Annotated in this window: 8 protein-coding genes and 1 pseudogene; 2 read left to right on the forward strand and 7 right to left on the reverse strand. The window is 60.1% G+C overall.

The annotated features are described in order from the left end of the window. The 6 genes and pseudogenes from glgB to GOQ28_RS13215 all read right to left on the reverse strand — a co-directional run bounded on the left by glgB (position 1) and on the right by GOQ28_RS13215 (position 11621). Entirely contained in the window at positions 1-2160 is a 2160-nt protein-coding gene (gene glgB, locus GOQ28_RS13190; RefSeq protein ID WP_160356781.1) for a 1,4-alpha-glucan branching protein GlgB, read from the reverse strand. Further along, on the reverse strand, positions 2157-5435 hold the full coding sequence (gene treS, locus GOQ28_RS13195) for a maltose alpha-D-glucosyltransferase (protein WP_160356782.1): 3279 nt from the start codon (positions 5433-5435) through the stop codon (positions 2157-2159). The genes glgB and treS overlap by 4 nt, the downstream gene beginning before the upstream one ends. Positions 5436-5438: 3 nt before the next feature. Continuing rightward, positions 5439-8525 (reverse strand): maltotransferase domain-containing protein, encoded by a 3087-nt coding sequence (locus tag GOQ28_RS18765; RefSeq protein ID WP_160356783.1) that lies wholly within the window; start codon positions 8523-8525, stop codon positions 5439-5441. A gap of 10 nt (positions 8526-8535) precedes the next feature. Then, positions 8536-10062: a glycogen synthase GlgA gene (gene glgA, locus GOQ28_RS13205; RefSeq protein ID WP_160356784.1), complete on the reverse strand. Its 1527-nt coding sequence runs from the start codon at positions 10060-10062 to the stop codon at positions 8536-8538. Between the two features lie 64 nt (positions 10063-10126). Further along, positions 10127-11194 (reverse strand): mechanosensitive ion channel family protein, encoded by a 1068-nt coding sequence (locus GOQ28_RS13210; RefSeq protein ID WP_160356785.1) that lies wholly within the window; start codon positions 11192-11194, stop codon positions 10127-10129. Between the two features lie 39 nt (positions 11195-11233). Beyond that, a pseudogene (locus GOQ28_RS13215) lies at positions 11234-11621 on the reverse strand (CinA family protein). Between the two features lie 265 nt (positions 11622-11886). Between GOQ28_RS13215 and GOQ28_RS13220 the strand changes: the two are divergent. Beyond that, entirely contained in the window at positions 11887-13626 is a 1740-nt protein-coding gene (locus GOQ28_RS13220; protein WP_160356786.1) for a transaldolase, read from the forward strand. 150 nt (positions 13627-13776) lie between these two features. Here the strand turns inward: GOQ28_RS13220 and GOQ28_RS13225 are convergent, their stop codons facing one another. Then, complete coding sequence (locus GOQ28_RS13225; RefSeq protein ID WP_160356787.1) at positions 13777-14772, reverse strand: SDR family oxidoreductase; 996 nt, start codon at positions 14770-14772, stop codon at positions 13777-13779. Between the two features lie 574 nt (positions 14773-15346). Between GOQ28_RS13225 and GOQ28_RS18770 the strand changes: the two genes are divergently transcribed. Next, a complete protein-coding gene (locus tag GOQ28_RS18770; RefSeq protein WP_160356788.1) occupies positions 15347-18700 on the forward strand; it encodes an autotransporter domain-containing protein in 3354 nt (1117 codons plus the stop codon). Positions 18701-18846 lie beyond the last annotated feature (146 nt).

Genomic DNA, 18846 nt, shown 5'->3' on the forward strand with positions numbered 1-18846 from the left:
TCAAGGATGGGAAGGATCGGCAGGCTTAAGCACTAATGTGGTCAAGCCCGGTAGTGTGAGACTCAAGCTCTGCTCATGGCCGTGAGCCGCGATACCCTCGGCCGTACAGGTTTGATCGACGGGTTGCGCGTGGCCACCGTAGCTCGCATCGCTGGTATTCAAACGCAAGCGCCATTCGCCGCCGCGCGATACGCCGATGCGATAGTCCGAACGCGTCACGGGCGTCAGATTGCAAACCACCAGCAAAGGTGGGGCATCGCCATGACGACGTTCAAACGCGAGAACGCTGTTGTTGGCGTCGTCGCCTATGGTCCAGGCAAAGCCTGCGGGGTCGCTGTCGCCCCGATACAGCAGAGGCTCGTTGCAATAAAGTTGGTTGAGGGCGCGAACCAGGCGCTGCACACCGCGATGGGCAGGATGATCGAGCAGATCCCAGGCGAGGACATGGTCATGGTGCCACTCATGCGGTTGCGCGATTTCGCCGCCCATAAAGAGCAATTTCTTGCCCGGATGGAGCCACATGAAGCCGAAGTACGCGCGCAGATTGGCGATGCGGGTTTCTTGATCGCCCGGCATGCGGCCATATAAGGAACCCTTGCCGTGCACGACCTCGTCGTGCGAAAGCGGCAAAATGAAGTGTTCAGAATGCGCATACACCATCCCGAACGTCATGTCCCGGTGGTGATAACGCCGATGCACCGGGTCTTCCTTCATATAACGCAGGGTGTCATTCATCCACCCCATGTTCCACTTGTAGTCGAAGCCCAAGCCTCCACTGGTCGTGGCCCGCGTTACCCCCGGCCATGAGGTCGATTCCTCGGCGATGGTGATTGCACCGTCCTCGCGTTCATGCACGCTGTCGTTCAACGCGCGCAGAAATTCGATCGCTTCGAGATTCTCCCGGCCGCCGTAGCGATTGGGTATCCATTCGCCAGCTTTGCGGCTGTAATCCCGATACAACATCGATGCCACCGCGTCGACGCGCAGCCCATCGACGTGAAAACGATTTAGCCACTGATGCGCGCTGGCCAGCAGCATCGCGCGGACTTCGTTGCGGCCCAGGTTATACACGCAGCTATGCCAGTCAGGGTGATAGCCTTCGCGCGGATCGGCGTACTCATACAACGCCGTGCCATCGAACAGTGCGAGACCGTGCGGGTCATCCGGGAAGTGTGCGGGGACCCAGTCCATGATCACCCCGATGCCCGCGGCATGGCAGCGATCCACGAATCGCGCGAATGCCTCGGGCGAGCCGTAACGCGAGGTAGGCGCGAACTGGCCCAGTGGCTGGTAGCCCCACGATCCGCCAAAGGGATACTCCGCAACCGGCATCAGCTCGATGTGGGTAAAGCCCATTGCCCTGGCGTACTCGGGCAAACGCTGGGAAAGCTCCTCCCAATCGTTCGCGCTGCTCCAAGACCCCGCATGCACCTCGTAGACCGAAACAGGCCGGTCCACCGATGCATCGCGATCCCGCATCCACGCGTCGTCCTGCCACGCATAAGGCTGCGTATCGGCAATGATGGAGGCCGTGTTCGGCGGCAGTTCGGCTTGCTGCGCCAAGGGATCGGCTTTCCAGCGCAACTGGCCCTCATGATCCAGAATCGCGAACTTATAGCGCTGACCCGCCACGGCGTGCGGCAGGAAAAACTCCCACACCCCCGCGCGATGACGCAAGCGCATCCCGTGGCGGCGTGCGTCCCAACCGTTAAAGTCCCCGGCGATCGACACCCGGCGCGCATTCGGAGCCCAGACCGTGCAGCGCAGGCCGGGCACGCCTTGGTGGTCCTCCAAACGGGGCAGCATTTGCAGCACCGCTTTCCAATCGCTATTGGTAAATGCCGTGAGAGTCTCGTCCGACAACCACGAATCAAAGGCATACGGGTCGGCGAGTTCCTGCTCACCGTCAGCCCATCGCACCACGAGGGTATAGGCTTGCGGGCCTTTGCCACGCAGGTCTGGAATCACTGCGTGAAACAAGCCATCCTGGCCGTCCAGCATGACCTCTGTCCCATCCGCTAGCCGCGCGCGTACTTCGAGCGCGCCAGGCATCAGCACACGCAGATCTTCGCCATGCGGACCCAGCACGGAAAATGGATCGCCATGTGAACCGTCTACCAACGCGCGGCGTTCCGCATCCGACAAGCGCGCGAAACTCATACTTGACCTCCGGCGGCGCTGTCGTCACGCACAGCTGCCGAAAGCAGGAGCTCTCGACCCAGCTCAGCCAATGCAGCCAGCGGTACGGGAATCCAGGTCGGCCGATGCGCGGCCTCGTAGCAAACCTCGTAGGCGGCTTTCTCGAGCTGGGCCAACGATAACAAGGCGGCCTCGTCTTGAGCCGAGATCTCGGCCGTAGGCGTACGGGCTTCGCGATAGCCTTGCAGAAAGGCCTCGGATGCCAACGTGCGGAACCGGCACAACAAGGCATCGTGCCGACTCGTCATGGTTCCCGCCAGCGCATCGGCCGGCGGTGCGCCCGTGGTCTCGGGCGCTGCGGGCGCGAGCGCGGTCGTGCGGGCCCCGACACTGGCCGCATAGTCGAACGAGCGCAACAGGCCGGCCAGGTCTTTATAGACCGTATCCGGCGCTTGGCGCGCATCCGCATCGCGCAAGGGCTCGCCTTCGAAATCGATCAGATACGCATCGGTTTGTACGACCAAAACTTGTCCCAAATGGAAATCTCCATGCACCGGCTGACGCGGCACGTTCTGTTCAAGCGCCGCGATGTCGCGGATTCGGGTTTCCAGACGCGGGGCGTGTTCTTCCAGCCATTGCGCGCTGGCTTGCAGGGCTGGTGGCAGATCCGCCCGGTGTTTTTTCAACGCGGCCAAGGCATCACGCAGCTGTCCATTGATTCGATTGACAGTCTCTTCGGGGTCGCCGGGTTCGGCGTCCACATCGAAGAGCGCTGCATGCATCTGGGCCAAACGTTGCCCCACGATCCGTACAAACGCCATGTATCCCGCGAGGCGTTCTTCGAAAGCTTCGGCCTCTTCGCCGGCAACCAGCGCCGGGTCCAGTACCCGACGCAGATAATCCAGGGTCCAACCCCAGGCGTCTCCCTCGTTGGCGACGAACTGATGGAACAGCGCGAGCGTGGTGCTGCCGTTATCGTGCTTGCGTTCCAGCGTGCCGAGCAATGCAGGGGTGTTGGTAAACCCGGCCGCCGTCAAGCGCCGGCCCATTTCGGCTTCCCAAGATGGCCCGGGCGATGGCGAACGCAGCACCTTCACCATCACATGATCATCGACAATGGCCGAGCTGTTGCTCTGCTCTGCACCGAGCCACCGCACCGATGGCGACTCGACCTCGGTGATCTCCCGCGCACCCGGCTCGGGTCGGAACACCAACCGCGCATCGCTGGCACCCTGACGTAGCCCATCGACCAACGCACGGATAAACGATTCTTGTAGGCACCCATCAGCGAGGAAGCCCAGTTCCGCACCCCGACGCAGCCGCGCCGCGGGATAGTGCACCTCGGCTTGCTCGCCCCAGACCAGCGCGACCGGCATCTGTAGCGGCGGTTTGTCAGCCGCATGCTGAATGGAGACCCAGTAGTAGCGACCCACATGACCGGGCAGGGGAATTACTTCTCCTAATTTCAGATCCTGTGGCGCGCTGCCGGGATACCAACGCTGACGCGCCAGGTACTCGGGCAGCACTTCGTTCTCGAGCACGCGACGGGCGCCTTCGGTCAGCGCCAAATCGCCACGCGGCTTCAATACAAGCGTAACAAGTTCAGGCATTTGTTCCGGCGTTTGGGTATGCCACGAAGGCGCGCTGGCCTCGCGGCTTAATGTGAACCAATAAAAACCATAAGGCGGTAGTGTCAGCAGGTAGGGCAACTCGCCAATGGCCGGAAATACCGATCCGCCCAACATTTCCACGGGCACCGCCCCGGCATACTGCTGCAGCGGCAGCTCGACGGGTTGGGCGGATGCCGACAGATTCGCCACGCATAGAATCGTCGTGTCCTGCCACTGCCGCAGATACGCCAGGATCTTGCGGTTGCCGGGGGACAGAAACTTCAGCGTGCCGCGGCCAAACGCTTGCGTCTGGCCACGCTGCGCCAGCATGCGGCGTGTCCAATTAAGCAAGGAATGTGGATCGCGCTGTTGCGCCTCGACGTTGATGGCTTCGTAGCCATACAACGGACTCATGATGGGCGGCAGCTGGAGCCGCTCCGGATCGGCACGCGAGAACCCACCGTTGCGATCGGCCGACCACTGCATGGGTGTGCGCACGCCATCGCGGTCGCCGAGATGAATGTTGTCGCCCATGCCGATTTCATCACCGTAATACAGCACCGGCGTGCCTGGCATTGACAGGAGCAGACTGTTCATCAACTCCACCCGACGGCGGTCGCGCTCTAACAGCGGGCCCAGGCGTCTGCGGATCCCCAGGTTAATGCGCGCGCGGGTGTCCGCCGCATACACCTTCCAGAGGTAGTCGCGTTCCCGGCTGGTGACCATTTCCAGCGTCAACTCATCATGGTTGCGCAGAAAGATCGCCCATTGGCAGTTCTCCGGGATATCCGGCGTTTGCCGCATGATGTCCAGGATGGGAAAGCGATCCTCTTGCGCGATGGCCATATACATACGCGGCATCAGCGGGAAATGGAACGACATATGGCACTCGTCGCCTTGCCCGAAATATTCCTGGGCATCTTCCGGCCATTGATTCGCCTCGGCCAGCAACATGCGGCCTGGATATTCGCGTTCCACCACCGCGCGGATTTTCTTCAATACCGCGTGCGTTTCAGGCAGGTTCTCGTTATTCGTGCCCTCGCGCTCCACCAGATACGGCACAGCGTCCAGGCGCAAACCATCGACCCCCATATCCAGCCAATAGCGCATCACCCCCAGCACTTCTCGCAGCACATGGGGATTGTCATAATTCAAATCGGGCTGGTGGCTATAGAAGCGATGCCAGTAGTACGCATTGGCCACAGGATCCCACGTCCAATTTGACGTCTCGGTATCGCAGAAAATGATGCGGGTGCCGTCATAGGCGCGGTCGGTATCCGACCACACGTAATAGTTACGCGCCACGGAACCCGGCTTGGCGCGCCGCGCGCGTTGGAACCACGGATGCTGATCCGAGGTGTGGTTCACCACAAGCTCCGTGATGACACGCAGACCGCGCGCGTGGGCGGCGCGGATGAGCCGTCGCAAATCGCTCACCGTGCCGTAGTCGGTGTGCACGCTGCGATAGTCGGCGATGTCGTAGCCATCGTCACGACGCGGTGAAGGGTAAAACGGCAATAACCATATCGCCGTCACGCCTAGGCTGGCGATGTAGTCCAACTTCGCCAGCAAGCCTGGCAGGTCGCCGATTCCATCGTTATTCGCATCGAAGAACGACTTTACGTGCAGCTGGTACACCACAGCATCTTTGAACCAGAGCGGATCATCATTAAATGTCTGGGTCATTCCTTATGCTCCGATTGGGTCGGCCGGCAGCCGCCAGATCGCGTAGGGCGCTTCAGGCGTCAGCCGAAAACGAGCCATCCCATCACCCCAGCCAGTGCGCGTGCCCGTGAGGAGATCCTCGGCTTCGCCATGGGACGAGGGCATGCGCACTACGGCCTCCAGCGCTTGCTGCGGGTCCAGATTGATGACGATCAGGACGACATTCGCGCCGCCCGGGGCCCGCTTGAGGTACGCGATGACGGATTCCGGCCACGCGGTCAGCGGATCAAAGCCGCGATGCGATTGCAGGGCAGGGTTAGCGCGGCGAATCGCGTTCAGTTTGGTGATTTCCGAGCGGATGTTGCCCGGCTGATGCCAGTCGCGCGGCCGTAACTCGTACTTCTCGGAATCGAGATACTCCTCGCGCCCCGTCAACGCCGCCGACTCACATAATTCAAACCCGCTGTAAATCCCCCATAGCCCAGATCCCGTCGCCGCCAGTGCAGCTCGCGCCAGGAAACCCGGCCGGCCATGCGATTGCAGGTAATAGGGGTTAATGTCCGGCGTATTTACAAAGAAATGCGGCCGGTAAAAGCTCGCGACGGGCTCGCTGGACAACTCCGTGAAATAGTCCACCAGTTCCTGTCGATGATTGCGCCATGTGAAGTAGGTATATGACTGCGTGAAGCCGACCTTGGCCAGCCGGTACATCATGGCAGGACGCGTAAAGGCCTCCGCCAGAAACACGGTGTCGGGATACTGCAGATGCACCTCGGCAATCAACCACTGCCAGAACGGCAAAGGTTTGGTATGAGGATTGTCGACGCGGAAGATCCGCACGCCTCGCTCGGCCCAAAACAGCACGATGTCACGCAATGCGCGCCACAATGCCGTCTTGCGCCGCCACTGAGGCGGGCCCTCATAGAACGCTACATTGACGATGTCCTCGTAGCGCTTGGGCGGATTCTCGGCATAGCGCAGGCTGCCATCGGCCTGCCACGAAAACCAGTTTGGATGGCGCTTGAGCCACGGGTGATCGGGCGAACACTGGATCGCAAAATCCAAGGCCACCTCCATGCCATGCGCCTGCGCGGCATGCACCAGTCTTTCGAAGTCCTCCAGGGTTCCCAACTCGGGCGCCACCGCGTCATGCCCGCCGTGCGCCGAGCCTATCGCGTAGGGGCTGCCCACGTCGCCAGGTTCCGCTTTCAAACTATTGTTGCGGCCCTTACGGTTACGCTCGCCTATCGGGTGGATGGGCGTCAGGTACAGCACGTCGAAGCCCATCGCTCGGATATCCGGCAAGCGTTCGACCACATCATCGAAACGACCATGGCGATCTTGGGCCTGCGAACGAGGAAAGAGCTCGTACCAATTCGCGTAACGCGCGCGATTGCGATCGACGCGTAGTGCATAAATATTGCTCGACCGCGCGTGTGGGCGTTCGGCGGTGTCACGGATAATTTGCAACAGCGATGGTTCGCACAGCTGTTTCAGGACTTCGCCCACATCCGCCTTGCCATCGAGTACCTGACGTACCGCTTTGACCGCGCGTTTCAGGCGTCCCAGATGCTCGGCTTTGGCACCCAGCCGTTCGGCCTGCGCCACGGTCCGCTCCAGCCAGGCCAGACCTTCATGCAATGGCGTGATAATGGATTGGCCGGCGTCGTGCTTACTATGCCATTCATGACAATACCCGGCCCATATATCCTGCCAGGCCTGGATACGATACTCATGCGCGCCGATGCGTTCTGGGACAAAGGCCGCTTCCCACCGATCATTGCCTAGCAAGCGCATCGGCACACGCTGCCACGAATTGCCATCGCAAGGCCGCCAGCATAGATCGGCCGCCAACTTATCGTGTCCATCCATGATGATGGTGGCGCGAACGGTCAATGGCTCATGCGCAATGCATTTGACGGGCAACCCTTCCACTTCGAGCGTGGGTTCAACGTTCTCTATCGCCAGGCGGGGCGCCTGGGGAGAGCGTTCGTCGCGGGGCAGCCGCTCGCCGGGCTTGACCTCCATGGGCCCGCGCCAAATCAATAGGGCGCATTGACTGTCGCCCAGGCTTCCCGCTCGCGGTCGCAGAGCCTCAGGGCCATCCAAATGAGAAAGCGGTCCAGGCGTCAGCAATCCAGCGAGAGGGGGGATATCAATCTTGCAGCTACTTTCTCCCGCGGGGCTGATGGCCAACGCCACCGTTTCGTCTTGTGCGCTCCTGCGCAACAGCACCGTCGCGCGACCCGCCTGTCCGCCTACCACGGTCAGTGGTCCATGATGCCTTGCCCGCGTGTGCCATTCCACTGCCTGAGCGACGCTCTCGGACGGACCCGAGGCGGGGTCGCCTTCAATCAAAAGGCCGTCGCCGCAAAAAGCGGCCAACCACGCCGCACGGGCATCCGCGTCAACCGCGACCGGTGCCAACACGGGCGCCATCTCGCGCAAGCGCCAATCCTCGTCCGCAAGCCAGTCCGCGCGACCGTCCCACCAAGGCAGGGAGTTGACGGACCAGTCAAAGCCTACCGATGCGCGCTGCCGTATTTCCTCCGGCCGCATGCCTTGGGTCGCCGCGATAAATGCGACCTCCGGGGCCTGTTGGCGTAAACGCGTGAACAGCTCGCGCAAAGTCTTAGCTGGCAACCCTTGCGGGCGTTGCAGGTAAAACCCATCAACGCCTGCGTCTACCCATGCCGTCAAACGCTGGACCCAACTATCCACGAATGCATCGGTATCTCCGCGCACCGTGCGCGTTTGTAGCGCCTCGACCGGCAGGCGGGGATCCAGTTCCGGCAAATCACCTTCCGTCTGTAGCCATTCCACGCGGCATGTAGTGGGCGCCGCATCGCGTGCCACGCGATCAAGCGCGATGTCGAAGAAGCATCGCACACCCAGGCCACGCAGCTGCTGCGCCTGTGAGCGCACCATTTCCACGACGGGCGTGTTCTCATCAGCGGCGATGTCCGCATCCAGCGGCACGGCCGGGTCGCCCGCAGTTCGCCAAGGCACGGGAAGCAGAACACCGTTAATCCCAGCGCGGACCCATGGCACCAAGGCTTCGCGCACAACGGCGCCGGCTCGCAAGAGCCGCAAAGCGGGGGAGGGGGTCACCGCGTCCTCCTTATGCCGAAGCAGCCGACGGCGGCACCTGCGTGCGCGAGCGCGTACCGCTTGGATCGCGCAACATGCCATCGCCGGAAAGCGTTTCGAACAAATCCAAGTAAGACGTCACGCGCTGATTCCATCCATACGCGCCGTTCATGGCATTACGACGCATCGCGCGCCACACCGCTTCTCGCGAGCGCAGCTGAAGCGCCCGCGCCAGCACTGCCACCACACCATCGACATCATGATATTCGAGGAACAGGCCATTGGCGCGCATCATGGCCGCTTCGCCGGCATGCGAGCCCGGATCCTTAATAGAATCCGCCAACCCACCGACGGCTGTGACGATAGGTAGGGTGCCGTACCGCATGGAATACAACGGGGTCAGGCCAAATGGCTCAAACCGGCTGGGATGCCACAGCATATCCGCGCCGGCCTGAAGGCGATGCGCGGTCGGTTCGTCATAGCCTATCCGTACCCCGCAACGTCCCGGATGTTCGGCCGCGATACGTGTAAAGGCTTCCTCAAACCGGCGATCCCCTTTGCCCAACATCGCAAACTGCAGGCGTGGATGCTCGGCGAGTGCACGCGGCAACGCCTCCACCGTGAGATCGGTCATCTTTTGCTCGGTCAAGCGGCAGCACGAGACCACCAGCAGTGAGCCTGGATCGACTGTCAGCCCAAAGGCCCGTTGAATATGCTCTTTCCACCGGGCCTTATTGCCCAGGTTGCTGGCGCTGAAACCGTTTGGTTGCAAGTGCACGTTCGTCGCCGGGTTCCACAGCTCATCGTCGATCCCATTAGGCAGCGCCACCAGCGCCTCGCCGCGATAACGCAGCGCGCCTTCCAAGCCACATCCAAATTCTGGCGTCAGAATTTCACGTGCATAGGTATGGCTGACCGTGGTGACCCGATCCGCATGGAGAATCCCCGCCTGCAGGAAGTTCAAGCGGTCCCAGGCGTACAAACCCTCCGCATGGCGCGCGCTCTCGGGTAACCCAAGTTGATCAATACATGCCGGGTCAAATACGCCTTGAAAGGCCAAGTTGTGGATAGTGAGTACGGTTTTTACCGAAGGCAGTTCGGCGGCCTTGATCAGCAGCGGTACCAGGCCGGCATGCCAATCATGGGCGTGCACGATCGTCGGACGTTCCAAGCCGGGCAAACCGCGCGCGACTTCCGCCGCGGCATGGGCGAGTGCCGCGAACCTGCTGGCGTTATCGGCATAATCTTGCCCGTTCTCGTCCACATAACAACCGGGGCGGTCAAAGAGAGCAGGGTGGTCGAGGAGGAGATAGGACATCCCGGTCGTCCGACACCGGCCAGCGACCAGCCGCGCCGGCCCTTGAGGCAAGTCGGGTAGGGGCCACGTCGTATCGACGCGTACCTTTTCCAGCACACCACGATAAGCAGGCACCAACAAGCGTACCTGCACCCCCGCCTGCTCCAGCGCCTGGACTAGACCCGTAACGGCATCCGCCAGGCCTCCAGTCTTCACCAGTGGATAGGCCTCACCCGCAACAAGCAAAACCGTGCTCGACATATTAGCTCCCCGATTGTGGACGATTTGTCCGGTCTTCTTGGAGCAGAGCAAGCAGCGTGCCTGATCATTCGACCGATTCCGCGGCGGGATCTTCCCGTAAATGCAGCATTCTTTCTTGCGGTCTCAACGTTACGTTTCGCGCCGCGAACGCCCGCAAAATACCGAGGTTGATTGCCTGCTGCGTATCCATATAGCGGTTGTAATCGGCGCTCATCACATAGTAGACAGCTTCGATTTCCAAGCCATGGTCACCGAAGGTAGCGATATGGGCCCGGTCGAATCGCGTCGCCGCTTGCGCTTCGATCTGTGCCTTGACGTCGCCGGGCAACTCCGACAAGGTGGACACCGGCGTGTCATAGGGCACACGGAGTGTAAAAACTACGCGACGTTGTTCCATCCTTTTGTAATTTTGGATAGTTTGTTTCAACAATTCGGTGTTGGAGCAGACGATTTGTTCGCCGCCCAAGCTGCGGATGCGCGTTGTCTTTAGCCCAATATGCTCGATCGAGCCGGCCACGGAACCAAACACCACGAAGTCGCCGACTTCAAATGGCTTGTCCAAACCAATCGAGATCGAGGCGAACAGATCGCTTAACACCGTCTGGACAGCCAGCGCAACGGCCACACCGCCTATGCCCAGGCTGGTCACCAACGCGGTGATGTTTACCCCCAAATTGTCCAGGATGGCCAGCAGGGTTACCACCCAAATGACAGTGCGCAATAAGTACGCGAGCAGTGTCGTCGTCACCACGCTCGCACGTGCCCGGGCCGCCACCAGAGACAATATGCTGACGCAAGCCACATCGAGCCACAGCGCCAGTTGCATGGCGAGCAGCACGAACCATAAGTGATCGGAAATCCAACTCTGCCAAGGAAAGACGGCCTGCGTCAGACGCAGCCCCAGCAACAGCGCCAGTATGGCGATGATGACGCGACTGCTGCGAGCCACGACGGCCAACACCACCGACGCATAGGGATGCGTTCCGGCGGCCACGCGCGCCGTGGCCTGCCTGCGGAACAGATTCAACGCGGAAACAATCCCGATATAAAGCACGATGGCCAGGATGATGGTGCCAAGCCAGGCACCCCACAATGCGCCATAGCGCGAATATAGCTCGGGCAAACTACTCATCAGGTCATCTCCATGTTAAGGGGCGAATCAACGAAACTATTAACGCGTCCATAGCGCGTGATAGTGCGGCACGCGTTCCAATGCATATTGCGCCGCCGCCTCACGTACGGTGTTTCTGTCCCCGGAAAACTGGCGCGTTTCCGTATAAAGACCGTCCTTGCATCCCGGCGCGCGTAATAGCCACGCAAAACACTGCGTGCCCGCGGCTACGCCGTCACCACCATCATCGGCGACACCCGTATTCGCAATGACCACGGGCGCGCCGCAGCGCTGCGCCCTGCACCATGGCGCTTGCCACTTCCTCGCTGGTGAGGTTGTAGCGAGCCAATATTTCGTCGGAGATCCCCAGACAACGCTGCTTGGCCGAAGGCGAATACACCACGAACGCGCATTCCAACAAGCTACCGGCGCCGGGTAAGTCCGCCATCTGCGATGCGATGCGATGAGTCCGGCCGTACAACTCTCCGCAGTGGCCAACATCAGGCTGTGCCGGCGCATATACGTGGCCACGTTCTCGATTTCAGTCATGGAGCGTCCTGTCTATAGATCAGAAGGTTGGGATAACGCGTGAGCGCGCCAAATAGGCAGCGGGACTCAGGGCGCAGCAAGGGCCGTTCCCACTGGCTACGCGGGAACAGTTCTTGCGGTAGGCACCGGGTCGTTCAAATCCAACTGCAGTGGAGAAAAACCAAATGCTCGAGTCCCTCGCCCAGACCTCAGTTCAGCCGTCAGTACAACCGTTCGGGCCTGTCTTGCGCCGCAGCGCTGCCAACACGGCGATTCACCGGCAGCAAGTCCATCTCCCGGTAGAGCTGAAAGACCGTGTGATCAGCCGTCTAAAAGCCATGAGGGAACAACGCTGGGTGTCGAGACTCTGGGCGGGCGACGCAACCCTCTGGACAGGCACCGACGAGGACCAGTGGACCGGCTGGGTCAATCCCGCTCAGCAGCAAGCCATCATGCGACGCTATCTCGGCATGTGCGCCAGACTGCGCGATGGTCTCTATGAACATGCTGTGCTAATTGGCATGGGTGGCGCGAGCGTGGGCGCGCAGGTACTCCAAAGCGCGCTGGGTTCTAGTCCCGGCGGCCTGAAGCTGCATGTGCTCGATTCCATCGATCCCGACCAAGTGCAAGCGCTGGAGCGCCGCCTGCCTCTGGACAAATGCCTGTATATCGTGGCGAGCAAATCGGGCACAACCATGGAATCCACGTTGCTGGCTCGCCACTTTTATCAGCGCGCCCGCGCAGCGCTAGGCGAAAGCGCCGGTCGTCATTTCTGTGCCATCACCGATCTGGACACGCCCTTGCAAAAGATGGCCGAGGAACTGGGCTACGCAGCGGTGTTCACTGGCGACAGTCAAATCGGTGGTCGCTATTCTGTGTTGTCGCCGTTCGGCTTGGTACCGCTCGCGCTCATGGGGCACGACCCGATGGCCTACCTCAATCAGGCCAGCGTGGCGCGCAACCAATGTGGCCCGCGCGCGCCGATGGATAAGAACCCCGGTGCAATTCTCGGTGCGGTGTTGGGCGAGGCAGCGTTAAGCGGGCGCGACAAAGTCACCATCTGGACGGACCCGAAATTGGCTTGTTTTGGCGACTGGCTAGAGCAGCTGATTGCGGAGTCTACCGGAAAACACGGCCGTGGCATGATCCCCGTCACTCAGGAACCGGAAACCGAAGTTCATCGCTATCCCTCTGACCGCCTGTTCGTGATTCTGCGCCGCGGCCCGGCTATGAAGCGCCAGACCGAACAGTTGCGCGCGGCGGGTCATGCCGTGATTGATATCGAGGTAGGTGAGGGCGCCTTGCTAGCTCAGGAATTTTATCGATGGCAGTTTGCGACCGCCGTGGCAGGTTCGATCCTCGAGATCAACCCCTTTGACCAGCCCGACGTCGAAGCCAGTAAAGTCCGCACTCGCCAGGTTTTGGCCGCGCCCATTGTCCAGCCAGCGGGTGTCAGTCTAGGAAGTCTGGTCGTCGATATCGGCGAACACGCCGATTTGGGCGACTGGTTGCGGGCGCATCCGGCCGATTATTTCTCGCTGCTGGCCTATTTGCCCTCCAATGACGACACTCGCGCTTGGCTGACGCACTGGCAAGGGCGGTTGCGGGATATGTATGGCGCGGCGGCGACGTCAGGCTATGGTCCGCGATACCTGCACGCGAGCGGTCAATTGCACAAGGGCGGCCCGGCAGGGGGTTCATATCTCTTTATCGGCCGTCATGATTGCCATGGCAACGAACTGGGCCGTTGCCAGTCGGCGCAGGCACAAGCCGATATCGCCGAATTGCGCGCCCGTGGTCGCCATTGCGCGGCAGTGTGGTTCACGGGCAGCGTTGCCACCGGCCTGCGAGACCTGGCGCAGTTGCTCGAATCCGCGTTAGGCGTGGACGCGCCGGTCGAAAGCAATGCGGCACTGGCGCACTGATCTTTCGGGCTAGAGCGGTTGGCACGCTTAGCGGAACGGAGAGTAGGGCGCGCTTATAGCGCGCCCTTTTTTGTGTCTCGAGATTATCTTGAGCTCTCTGGATCTCGCAAAAAGCAAACATTGAGCGTCCAGACTAGCGCCCGTTAAACATCAGCGACGCCGGGTAAGGGCAGCGCCCACAACGAACAACATCCCGGTGCCCAGCCATACCAGACCTTTGGCATTCGTATTCACATGCTTATAGAGGCTGTGACGACGCACATTTTTAGGGGAGGGCGTACGTTGACGCACACCGGGATCGTACAGTCCGTCGATATCCTCGGAGGCTGGCACGTCACTGCGCTGATTACGCGTCAGCCATCCCGCCATCTTGTCCGAGAGCCCGGGCGCCCGTTGACCCATGGTGGAAATCAGCTTGGATACGGACCCCACATACAGATCCCGCTGCGGGGATTGCGCGGCCTGAAGAATCGCGTCGGCCACCAAATCCGCTGCATAGATGGGCGGCGGCAGCGTGGGCTCAACCTCCATATAGTTGCGGGCACGGCGCGTGTAATCGGTATCAATGGACGCTGGCTTGATCAGCGTGACGCTGACGGGCGCGCCATCCTGCATGAGCTCCATGCGCAATGCGTCGGTAAACCCTTTCACCGCATGCTTCGCAGCGGAATAAGCGCCTTGCAAGGGTATCGCGCGATCCGACACCTCGCTGCCCACATTGATCAGCGCGCCGCCACGCTCGCGCAGGTACGCAGTTGCGGTGAGCGAGCCGTAGACCACGCTCCAGTAATCGGTTTCAAAGAGTTGACGCTGATCGGCGACGGGTACGGTCGATAAGGAGCCAAAAATTGTCACGCCCGCGTTGTTCACCCAGGTATCAACGCGGCCATACGTATCCAGCGCTGTCTGAAGCAGTTTTTGATGGTCTTCTTCGTGACCCACGTCCATCGCGCAAGTCGTCACCGCGCCACCGGACTCGCGAATGGAGCCGGCAACTTTTTCCAGTTCACCGGCATCGCGCGCGGCGATCACCACCCGAGCACCAGCACGGGCCGCCGCCCGCGCCGTCGCCGCGCCGATGCCGCTGCTGCCTCCCGTAATGACGATGACTTGCTGGGCCAGCGGTTTCAAGTGCAGTTTTTGCATAGCGGTCTCCCGTTAAAAAGAAGGAATACCGCCGCAAGGGGTGTACCTGCAAATTACAGTGAAGAGGGCGCGTGCGGTGATACGGCCGACGCGTAACAGCCCACAATTTGATTCCCGGGTCCTTAGGTCGCCGGCGTCCATGGCGGCAGTGGGCTCGACACTCATCTTCATTACTTTACATAATACACATTAGCGGATTCGATGGCATGGGTAAATCCAGCTTTGAATGTGGCGAGCGGCCAACGAACTGGATCGTTTCTCCATGTCCGATTTCCGAGCTTGGTCGATATCCATGGTCACACGCGTAATTACTATTTCCGACGAAGCCCGGGTTTGACTACGCCCGAGCAGTACACGACCTGCGCATGCACATCTGGATGCCGTCTTCTCCTTAGATTGGCTTCAGCACTTTATGTCCGCGAATGACGGTCTTGCTCGCTCACCAGTGAGAGCCGTCCTGATTGTTCGTCTGCTCGGTACGAGCCCCACGCTTTATCCAACGCATCAGTTAATGCGACGCGCATGCCGTCGCCTTTGCTTATGCGCGCAACCAAACCTACTTGGAGATGTTTCCGTGAATAACCGCACTCGGAGAAACGAGATTCGAAAAACCGCTCTTGCGATTGCCATTATGGCCGCGTGTAGTCAAGGCGCCCTAGTCTACGCTGCCGGCCACCACAACGAGACCAATTTAAATAAAGATGCCGGCACCGAAGGCACGAGCTATACCGAACGCAATGCGCGTGAGGTCGTAAGGTCTGTCATAGGCCGCGATGGCGTTAAGACCGACTATAGGGTGGTTTACGGACCAGACAACGGCGAAGGCGCCGAAATCGAATCGGTTAGTGTAAGGCGCGGCGAAAAATGGGATGACCTCCGTCTTTTGAATGTGGACAACACTCCGGAGCCTTTTTCCGTCCTGTTGGACGACGAAAAACTCTATCTTTTGCACGCCATCGACATAGAACAGAATGGTGAGCCTTTGTATTTTCAGGAATACGTCGGAGATTTCATCACGCTACCCGGCGAAGATACGCCAAGTCCTGTGTACTTCAAGACAATCGGCGGGGAGCCTGTGACCGACTTATTGGTGATCGACCGGGAAGATGACGAGACAGAGGATGCCGAGTTCGTGGATGGTGAGGACGTTGAGTCTGACGGCCTCTACGAGGACATAGAGTACGAATTTGGCGAGGAGGATGGAGAGGAAGTGGAGTACGTCCTTGTCGAAGAGGATGGAGAGGAAGTGGAGTACGTCCTTGTCGGAGAGGATGGAGAGGAAGTGGAGTACCTCCCGGGCGACGAGTTCACAGAGGGCGACGAGAGTGTCGAGAGTGTCGAGGCAGTGGAGGCACTGGAGGCAGTGGAGGCAGGCGCCGCGGGCAAGAAAGTCGATGTACCTACAACACGCGCGACAAGTATTCTTTTGAACGGCACTGACCAAGTATTCTCTGACACAGTAGAGTCGCCTCGTCCTAAGGATGTGAAGGTGTCTTCACAGCGTACGCACACGCTCAGCGTCGGCTGGGGTTCGAACACACCGGATATTCCGGGTGGGCGCGATCTGCAAAAGCACACCGGTGTGGATTGGATCATCCCGAATGGTCCGATCTCTGAGATCCATCGTAGCGGCACGCTTGAACTCCAAAACGGAAAGGTTCAAGCAACTGGCGACCATCCCGGCTTCGTTGTGCATGCTGACGGCCAGGCATCACTTGATAACATCAACTTAACGTCTGGAGGACCTTCGTTCGTTTCGAGTCTGACCAGATCGAGCGACAAGCAACTGATTCAGCTTACCGGCAATACTGTCATTGAGCAGAACAATGGCGTTCTGCTGAGCGTAAACCGTACCGGCGACGGCATGGGGGGTGTCGTCCATTTTGCCTTGCGGGGTGCCGTATCGGCCAAAGGCGATATTCTCGATACGGATGGCTTGGACGCCAATGGCAAACGACACGCAGCGGGTCAGGTCCGCTTTGAGGTCAGTGACGGGGCGCGCTGGGAAGGTTCCCACCATGGCCTCCAGCAGCTTCACGTAGGCAGGAACGGAACGATCGTCGAGCACGGTGGTAAACCCATCGCGGGCGACGTCACGGGTGCAAGGGGCGCGTCGTTGACCTTTAATCGGGGCGCCAACATCGGAGGATCCGTCAGGTTGCTGTCGACCGCAGGGGCCGAATTCCTGGACGACACGCGTATCGCCAAGGATTTACATGCTCGAAATACGACGGTGCGATTTGACGGGTCGACCAAGATCGGGGGCCACCTCTCCGGCGGCGCGACTCGGTTCGAGTTTAATCGTGCGAAGGACGCCAGCATCGGTGGCTCGGTTACGTTGACCGACGGCAGCCGCCTATCGGGTGGATCGATGGAAAACCCCATTAAGATCTCCGGTGATGTAAGGGTCTATGAAAATTCTGTCCTTGGCGGCAATCTCGACGTTGAGGGCACCTTGGAATCCGTCGGTGGGGTTTTGAGCCCGGGTAACTCCATTGGTAAGCAAACCTTCGGTTCGATCCGTCAAATGGGTCCGTCCTATATTGTCGACATCAATGCTGCAGGTCGCGCGGATCTCGTCGTCGCGCGAACTGGTGAGATCGACGTTTCAAAAACACATTTGACCGTTTCGCAAGAAAATGGCGATGGCGGATTCCGTCTTAACCATGACTACACGATCTTGAGTGCGGAGACGGGCAAAATCGTGGGCGAATTCGCCAGTTCCAAACTTGACGATACCTTCCAAGGCACTCTGGTGCACTTGGAGCCCGTCGCCTACCACGCGCAGGACGTGCAGATTCGTCTGGCACCGGATGAGAAAAAGGTCGTCCAAAAAACGAAGGAGCTGCCCAAGAACCAAGCCGGTGCTTTGTACGCAGTGGCGGCGCAGGCCGGTGCGCAGGCGTGGGCGGATGCAGCGCTGCTTTCCACCAACACGCAAGTGGCACTCGATCAACTATTGGGTGAAGTACACGCCGGGACGCAGTCCGCCCTGCTCTATTCAGGCAACCAGGTGCGCGCAGTGATTTCAGACCGCGTGAGCGGCCCTCGCCGCAATGGCGGCAACGCTTCGACGCCCCAATCCGATGTGCCGGTATGGGTGCAAGTGACGGGTGGCAAATTCAGTTTGAAGGGCGACGGCAACGCCACCAAGACCAGTTCACAAGGCGGTGGCATCTTCGTCGGCGGCGAAGGCAGCGTGGGCGGGGATTGGCGCCTGGGCGCGGCCTTAGGCTACAACGATAGCGCGATCAAGCTAGAGAATCGTGGCGGATCAAAGGCCGACGTCAATAGCTACACCGCTGCGCTGTATGGTGCTAAAAGCCTGCAGACCGCCAATGGCCAGTACGATCTGCTAGCCGGTGCCGCTTACACCCATCACAATATCGATACGCGTCGTCGGGTAACGCTCGGCAGTGATCAGAACTTGAAGAGTTCGTACGATGCCAAGAGCACGCAACTCTTCGCAGAAGCCGGTTACGGAGCCCAAGTTGGCGCCAAGACAGTGGTGGGGCCCTATGTCGGCCTGGCCTGGACGGACCTTAAGTCTTCCGGTTTCAAGGAAACCGGTGGTTCGGCTGCTTTGCGCGGCAAAGCGGATCATGATCACACCCTCGCGACGACGCTCGGTATCCGGGGTAAAACCGACTTTGATATTGGAGCCGCACATGCGTTCGTGCGCGGTGGTCTGGGCTGGCGCCATACCAACGGTGACGTTAACCCCAGCCGCTCGTTGGCGTTCGTGAACGGCAATGGCGCTTCGTTCAGCGTTACCGGTGCCTCTATCGCTCGGGATGTCGCCACGCTCAACCTGGAGCTGGGTGCGGAAGTCGGGAAGAACACCACGGTAGGACTGAGCTATAACGGCCAGTTCGCCAAGGGTCTGACCGACAACTACGGATCGGTGTTTATGAAAGTCGGCTTCTAAGCATAAGCACCGGCGGACCCGGTTGTCTCACGGGCCGTTATGACTCCGCCCCAACCCTGGCTGACCGCCGGGGTTGGGGTTTTTTACCTTCTGATTTGTCCCCTCTTCTTTGGTATTGAGGCACTGACGAGCGTCTCTCCAAGTTC

The organism is Bordetella sp. 02P26C-1 (assembly GCF_009763255.1).
Lineage (GTDB): Bacteria > Pseudomonadota > Gammaproteobacteria > Burkholderiales > Burkholderiaceae_B > Bordetella_A.